Origin of the sequence: Gordonia insulae (assembly GCF_003855095.1) — a bacterium.
GTDB lineage: Bacteria > Actinomycetota > Actinomycetes > Mycobacteriales > Mycobacteriaceae > Gordonia > Gordonia insulae.
Genome location: NZ_CP033972.1, coordinates 5,336,976 through 5,344,483, shown reverse-complemented (window position 1 = coordinate 5,344,483; position 7,508 = coordinate 5,336,976). Strand labels below are relative to the sequence as shown.

The window sequence follows — 7,508 nt, the reverse complement described above, 5'->3', positions numbered from 1 at the left end:
TCGGCTCGCTCTCGTTCGGGGGTGCGTCGTTCCGCCCGGGGGCCTGTGGGTACCGCAGGATGAACTCCCGCATGTGGCACCCGACGACGTCTCTCGTTCCGTGCGTGCTTCGCCGCCGATCCGCAGTGCGGATGATGACGACGATCTCCCCCGACCGATCCCCCGACCGTGTGAATCAGCTGTCGATCCAACTCCCTTAGTGTCAGTAACTAACTTCCAAAAGCCACGACGTATTTCGTTCTTCGTGGCCGGTTCGTTACAACGTCTGCTGCAACATTCGCCGACGAACGGTCCCGAACACAACCCGAGAGACCGTAATCGATGCGTCGGCCGGGCCATCAACCGGCCGGATCGTCGCAGGTCCGGGCCGGTGGCCGAGGGTCGATGTCGCGCTGGTCACGGATGGACTCTACGAGTCCAACCTGTGGGAACGCTGTCCGGTGGCGCCGTGGGTGCTGTCGGTTGTGCGTGCACTGCCGACAACGGGCCGCCGCCGGCCGGGCAACTACCCTCGACGAGGTGCTCCCCTCGACGCCCCGCTTCCCGACGACGAAAGTGCCGACCCCCTGATCACCCGAGCAACAGATACCGCCGCACCGCATCCGCCGGTGGATCCTCCTGTGGATCCCCCGGTGGCCGAGGCCTCTCCCCCGCAGATCAACGCGCTACACCAGTGGTGGGCACTGACCTCCCGGGGCGTGTTCGGCATCGTCCGCAACGGCGAGATCGTCTTCGCGATCATCGCGCCGGCATTCCTGGCCGTCTGCTTCTACATCCCGCTGCGCTCGATGATGGACAGCTACCCCGGCATGGACTATGCGCAGTACCTCATGCCGATCATCGCCCTGCAATCCGTGTCGTTCGTCGCATCGTCGTCCGCGATGCGCTCGTCGATGGACGGGATGCGCGGCATCAACGTCCGATTCCGGGTGATGCCGATGAACGGTGTGGTCCCGGTCGCGGCGCGCGGATCGGCCAACGCCATCCTGTTGGTGATATCGCTCTCGTTCGCGACCATCGCGAGCCTGGTCATCGGATGGCGGCCGCACGGTGGCGTCGACGGGACCGTCGGTCTCTACGCCGTCGCGCTCTCGGTCGGGCTGCTGGTGTCGGTGATCGCCGACGCGCTGGGGTTGCTGGCGAGCAGCCCGGAGTCGACCAGCCAGCTGATCGGCCTGCCGATCCTGGTGCTCGGCATGTTGTCCACCGGGTTCGTGCCGGCGAGCAGGTTTCCCGATTGGATCGCGCCGTTCGCCCGCAATCAGCCGGTCTCGCAGTTCTCCGATGCCATGCGGGCATTCAACGACGGCAGCGCCACCTGGCCGGTCGTCGCGCCGACGGTGTTCTGGTGTGTGGGCCTCGCCGCGTTGGCCGCCGCCCTGCTCTTCTGGGCGGAACGGAGGTCGCACGCATGACGAGGACATCGGCGACGACAGCAGCGACGACAGCACAGCCGACACTCACCGTGACAGCAGCCGACGACATGCCGACGGCCGACTCGCCGCCGGAGCACACCGTCGGGGCATGGACGGCGCAGACGCTGATCCTGTCCGGCCGGCAGTTGACGGTCTGGCTACGGGACTACTCGACGCTGACGCAGAGCCTGTTGTTCCCGGCCCTGGCCATGGTGATGTTCAAGGTGGTGCTCGGTGAGGTCGTCGCCGACACGACCGGACAGAACAGCGCGTACGGGACGGTGCCACTGGTGATCCTGGTCGGCGCCATGTTCGGTTCGATGGCGGCCGCGGTACGCCTCAACCGGGAACGTGCCACCGGCCTGCTCGGGCGTCTGTACGTCCTGCCCATCAACCGGGCGGCCGACCTGAGTGCCCGGATCATCGCCGAACTCGTCCGCATCCTGGTCGCCACGGTGGTGCTGCTGATCGCGGGGGTGTTCATCGGATTCCGGTTCACCCAGGGCGCCTGGGCGGCGGCGGGCATCGTCGGGGTCGCGTTGCTCTACGGAATGGCGTTCTCCATGATGGTCCTCGCGCTGGCCGTGAACACGAAGCCGACGGCGCCGATCGTGCCACTGATCTCACTCGGCGCGAGCGTGATGATGTTCTTCAATTCAGGGTTCAGTCCCCTCGAGGCCTACCCCGGATGGCTGCAGCCGATCGTCGCGAATCAGCCGATGACGCCGGCCATCGAGGTCATGCGGTCACTCGCATCCGGCGGACCGATCACCGAGAACCTGATCAAGGTGATCATCTGGGCGGCGTTGCTGCTCGCTGTGTTCACACTGCCCGCCCTCCGCGGATACCGACGCGCGGCGACCGACCGCTGAACCACCACGACCGCTGAGGCGGGGGCCGCACACACGTACGCTCGGATCATGGTCACCGACAAGACCGGGGCGCAGACCTCCGTCGCCGACAACAGTGCCGAACACCGCTACGAGATATCGGTCCCGGACACCGAGTCCGCCCGCACGGTGGTGGCCGGGTTCACCGCCTATCGCGACCGCGACGTCGAGAGCGGCGCCGAGCGAGTGTTCTTCCACACCGAGGTCGCCGAGGAGTTCGGCGGGCGTGGTCTCGGCACCATCCTGATCCGCGAGGCCCTCGACGACACCCGGGCACAGGGTCGGGCCATCGTCGGGGTGTGTCCGATGGTCGCCGCGTTCCTCCGCAAGAATCCCGGGTACGCCGACGCCACTCATCCGGTCACGCCCGATGTCCTGCACTGGCTGGACACCGCCCTGCGCTGACCGTCGTCAGGTACCCGGCGCGGGTGCGGTGAGCCGGTCCGTGATCGCCCCGTCGGCCGAACATTCGTGGTACCGGGTTCCGCCTGCGGTGTTGACGACGATCGTCGCGCGCGTCGGACGGCCGGGCGGCATGACCCGGGCAGTGACGCGGCGCGCGTCGCGACTCTCGAGTTCGTCCACGAGGACGCCGTCGAGGCGCGTCTGGACATCGTCGGCCCGGACCCCGATGCCGTCGTCGAGCAGGATCACGGAAACCCCACGCTCACGCGCCCGCCACACCGCCTCGCGGACTCGCGGCGACGCCCAGGACGGTGCCCGGATGCCGTCGCGCAAAGCAGCCTCGACCAGCCGTGCGGCCGAGACCTCTGCGGTGGAGAAGTCGTGGGCGGCGGCAACCTGCGCGAGCACCGGCCGGGCGCGCAGATCGAGCCGCGCCAACTGCCGATCGCGTTCGTCCGCGGCGGCGGTGGCCGCGGCATCGGCCGCCGCATAGCGCAGCTCCCGGGCGCGCAGGGCCCCGATCCGCGCGGCCATCGGGCGCAGCATCACCACGAAGAGCGACGCGAAGATCATCACCGGGTAGACCCACGACGTGTAGCCCACACCGGTGACGAACCCGAGTCCGCGGAACGCCGCCCAGATTCCGGCGGCCAAGCTCATGGCGACCGTGCCGATCCAGGACAACGTGAGTCGGCCCCGGACCGCGAGCAGCGCGAGCACCACGATCCCGGTGATCGCCGCCGGCATGCACTGCAAGGTTTCGAAGTTGCTCAGCGGTACCGACCACCAGGCGATCGAAGCCCCCGTGACCAGCATCGTCACCGCGATCACCCCGGCGGGCAACGGATACGGGTCGCCCTCGACCCGGATCAATCCCACCAGCACGGACGCGAGGATCAGGAAGGCCGTCGACAGGCCGACCCAGCTCGACACCGAATCGTTCTCCAGGCCGGAGCCGACGGTGACGACCACGTAGACCACACCGAACGCCAGCAACGCCCCGACGACGGGCCGCGACCGGACGCCGAACAGGTCGACCACGTCGGCGCTCGTCGACTCCCCCGACGGCGCCGTCGCGACGTCCTCACGCCCCGACATCGTGCACCCACCTCAAGACGACGGCGGTGCCCCGACCGGGCTCGCTGCGTACCTCGGCCCCGCCGCCGGCCAACGCGGTCATCCGACGACGGATTCCGACGGCCACGCCCAACCGTTCCGGACTGACCTGTCCGGGGTCGAATCCGCGGCCGTCGTCGACGATCGCCAACGTGACGCGATCGGCCCGGAAGTCGCCGACGACCAGACATGATGCGTCTGCTCCGGCATGCCTGCCGGAGTTGCGGATCGCCTCACACATCGCGTCGATCATCTCGGAGACCACTCCGGTCGGATACCGGCCGGCCACAGTGTGGTCGATCGAGAATTCCCGGCCGACCTCGTCGTCGGTGGTGGTCACCGCGGTGCGGACGCGCTGCACGAACTCGTCGACGCCGACGACCGACGCCGGCGGATTCTCGCTGTCCCGATGATCGAGTTCGTCGAGTGCGAGGGCGGCCTGGGTCGCCAGCCGCGGCGCGGGACGGCCGACGTCGATGGCCAGCAGGATCGCGATGACCTTGTCGTGGACGAGCGCCGCGAAGCGGGCGCGTTCGGTCTCGACGGCCGTGGACGCCGCCGACGCCGCCGCGGCCTGCATCGCGGCCGCCCGCGTGTCGTCGAGGAGCGCGGCGGTCCGCACGGTGACCACCGCGACGGCGAGGAAGACGCACGTGAGCGCCATGGTCATCAACGAGCCGAGATACCACTCGGGGACCAAATGTCCGGTGAGGCCGACCTGGTTGGCCGTCTGGGCCAGCAGTGCCGCGGTGACGATGTGGGCCAGGGCAAGCCGATAGCGCCCGACCATTCCGAAGACCAGGCCGGGTACACCGGGGAACTGTACGAGCCAGACGCTCCACCCCGAGTGGTCCGAGGGAACGTCGCCGGTCCACGCCACGAACCAGAGCGCTGTCGCCGCGAGGAAACCGAGGCTGCACATCGCGGCGAGGGCGGTGAGATGAGCGAGTTGCTCACGATAGGTCGCGACGATCAGGATCAAGGCGGGCCCCGCCACGAGCAGGACGCTCAGCACCGGCCACCACCAGGCGGTCAGATCAGCGCGGCCCGCGATCAACGGGGTCAGCCCGACGGTGAAGGTGATCAGCCCACACCCGACGAACCGTGCACCGACCCGCTGGACGCGCGCGAGGTCGGAGCGGTCGGGCGGCCCGATCACCCGCTGACGCCACTGATGGAGGTGCGCCGAACTCGATGCGACCGCCGGTCGGTCGATCACCGTGGTGGCGGCAGGCTGGTTCACGAGATCATCTCCGTCGTGCAGTACTCGGACCCGACGATGCCATGCCTGCACGGGTGATCGGTCACCCACCCCCCACCCGCGGACGGTCGACGACAGCGCTCACCGAACCGTCCTGCACGGTGACCACACCGTCTGTCGCGCATTCGATGCGCCGGATGTCGGGGCCCGCGTTGACGACGATCGACGCGAGCAGGTCCCGGTCCGGGGGCAGAACCCGGGCGGTCACCTGTCCGGTCGGTGCACCACGCAGCTCGGCGACGAGTACCTCGTGCAGGCGTGCCGTCAGGTCGTCGTCGGGTCGTGCCGCGAGCGCACCGTCGTCGAGCAACAGGACCGAGATGCCCCGCCGCCGCGCCGCCCACACGGCATCACTGACCTGTCCCGACTCCCAGGCGGGCGCGCGAATGCCATCGCGCAGTTGCGCTTCGGTGAGGCGTGCGTCGGCCACCTCAGCCGGCGTGAACTCGTGACCGTCCACCACCTGCTGCAGGATCGGACGGGCACGACGATCGAGCCTGCGCAACTGGCGACCCCGCTCCCGCGCCGCCGCCGCGGTGGCCGCCTCCGTCGCCGCCTGCGCGACCGCACGCACCCGCAACACGCGGATGCGTTCTTCCATCGGCCGCGCCATGAGGGCGAACAGCACGGCCAGGACCAGCACCGGATAGCAGAAGTTGGTGTTCACCGCCCCCGTCGCGAATCCCAGCCCGACGTCCGCGGCCCACAGCCCGGAGACCGCGGTGCAGCAGAAGGCGCCGACCCACGCATAGAGCGGGCGCCGGTGCACCGCCAGCAAGGTGAGCACGATCGTCATCGCCGACACCGGCGGCGCGGTCTGCAACGTCTGATACGTCTCCGGTGGCAGACTCCACAGCGAGACCGCCAGGCCGCAGACCGCCGACACGACGACGATGACCGCAGCGGGTACGGGACTCCGCGAACCACGCGTGCGCACGACGATGGCGACGGCGACGGCGAAGATGCCCAGACCGATCGCGCGCCCCACCCAACTGGCCACGGACGTGATCTCCCACCCGGCGCCGATCGACACGATCACGTACACGACCGCGAACACCCACAGTGCTGCCGTGACCGTCGTGGAGCCGAGACCGAACAGGTCGACGGACGCATCGTCGAGGTCACGGTCGTCGACGTCGCGATCGTCGATCCGGGTCGGCCGATCCGTCATGGCTGCCGCCATTCGACGACCACGGCAGTACCTTCGCCGGGTGCGCTGTGAATCCGGGCCGACCCGCCGGGCAGGGCGTCCATGCGGCCGTGGACACCGACGGCGATCCCATACCGCTCCGGGCTGACGGATCGGGGGTCGAAGCCGACGCCGTCGTCGGCGATGACGATGCGAACGGCGCCGTCGTGAAAGTCGGCGTCGATCACACAGTGTGCACCGGGCCCGGCGTGCCGTCGCCAGTTGCGAACCGCCTCGTCGGTCGTGCCGGTCATCGCGGCGACGACCGACGTCGGGTACGAGATCTCCTCCTCGGGCATCGCGATCTCGGTGCGAATCCGGCCGCCGACCGCGGTGGCAGAGCGCCGGATGCCGTCCGCGAAGCGGACGACGGTGACCTCGCCGCCCTCGGTGTCGTCGTCGCGACGATCCAGCTCCTCGAGGGTCGCGGCCGCCTGCCGGGCGACGCGCGGATCCGACCGACCTGCACCGACGGCCAGCAGCGAGGCGATCACCTTGTCGTGGATCATCGCCGCGAAGCGCGTCCGCTCGCCTTCCTGCGCCATGTCCGCGGCACTCGAGGCCGCCGCCCGCAGCATCGCCGCACGTCTCGCGTCGAGTGATTGCACGTTGCGGACCGTCGCGTACGCCACCGCCATGAACACCCCGCTGAGTGCCATCGTCAGCGGCGCACTCAGCATCGTGGCCGGGCGGATCTCACCGTAGAGACCGACCTGATTGGCCGCATGCGCGAGGACCGTCGCGCCGACGAGATGGACGAACGCCCACCCCGGTCGCAACACCAGGACCAGCGCGATACTCGGCACCGACGGGAACTGGCACAACCACACCGAGTACCGGGTCACATCGTCGGGCACCCCACGCCACGCCACGAACCACAGCAGGGTGGCCACCACATAGGCGATCGCCGAGACGCAGGTCAGCACCATCAGACCCTGGGGCACCGGACGCAGCGTCGCCGTCACCAGCGCCAGCGCCGGCCCGACGACGAGCAGCAGACTGACCGGGGTCCACCAGGCGTCGGTGAGATCGGCGCACCGGACCGTCACCGGAAGCATCACCAGGGTGAACACGAGCAGCCCACACCCGACGAACCGTGCTCCGATGCGTTGCATGCGGGTGACGTCTGAGTCGTCGACCCGAGGGCCCCGGAATCCGCCGAGATAGGCACGCACGCGATCGACAGCCGCGTGCCCGACCTGCGGGCGCCGATCGATCACCACCATGGAAGT

General features: G+C 69.2%; 7 protein-coding genes. 3 read left to right on the top strand and 4 right to left on the bottom strand.

Translation table 11 applies throughout. The annotated features are described in order from the left end of the window. Positions 1-620 precede the first annotated feature (620 nt). From D7316_RS24460 to D7316_RS24450, 3 genes are all read left to right on the top strand, one after another. Complete coding sequence (locus tag D7316_RS24460) at positions 621-1,415, top strand: ABC transporter permease (protein WP_232017061.1); 795 nt, start codon at positions 621-623, stop codon at positions 1,413-1,415. A gap of 68 nt (positions 1,416-1,483) precedes the next feature. Beyond that, complete coding sequence (locus D7316_RS24455; protein ID WP_232017223.1) at positions 1,484-2,287, top strand: ABC transporter permease; 804 nt, start codon at positions 1,484-1,486, stop codon at positions 2,285-2,287. A 48-nt stretch (positions 2,288-2,335) separates the two neighbouring features. After that, positions 2,336-2,710 (top strand): GNAT family N-acetyltransferase, encoded by a 375-nt coding sequence (locus D7316_RS24450; RefSeq protein WP_124710563.1) that lies wholly within the window; start codon positions 2,336-2,338, stop codon positions 2,708-2,710. 6 nt (positions 2,711-2,716) lie between these two features. Here the strand turns inward: D7316_RS24450 and D7316_RS24445 are convergent, their stop codons facing one another. The 4 genes from D7316_RS24445 to D7316_RS24430 all read right to left on the bottom strand — a co-directional run bounded on the left by D7316_RS24445 (position 2,717) and on the right by D7316_RS24430 (position 7,502). Further along, positions 2,717-3,808 carry a hypothetical protein gene (locus D7316_RS24445; RefSeq protein WP_124710562.1) on the bottom strand — a complete coding sequence of 364 codons (1,092 nt, stop codon included), beginning with the start codon at positions 3,806-3,808 and terminating at the stop codon, positions 2,717-2,719. Next, the gene (locus D7316_RS24440) at positions 3,795-5,069 is read right to left on the bottom strand and encodes a sensor histidine kinase (RefSeq protein ID WP_232017060.1); all 1,275 of its coding nucleotides are present in this window, start codon (positions 5,067-5,069) and stop codon (positions 3,795-3,797) included. The genes D7316_RS24445 and D7316_RS24440 overlap by 14 nt, the downstream gene beginning before the upstream one ends. 61 nt (positions 5,070-5,130) lie before the next feature. Further along, on the bottom strand, positions 5,131-6,258 hold the full coding sequence (locus tag D7316_RS24435; RefSeq protein WP_232017059.1) for a hypothetical protein: 1,128 nt from the start codon (positions 6,256-6,258) through the stop codon (positions 5,131-5,133). Further along, positions 6,255-7,502: a sensor histidine kinase gene (locus D7316_RS24430; protein WP_124710561.1), complete on the bottom strand. Its 1,248-nt coding sequence runs from the start codon at positions 7,500-7,502 to the stop codon at positions 6,255-6,257. The genes D7316_RS24435 and D7316_RS24430 overlap by 4 nt, the downstream gene beginning before the upstream one ends. Positions 7,503-7,508: the final 6 nt, after the last annotated feature.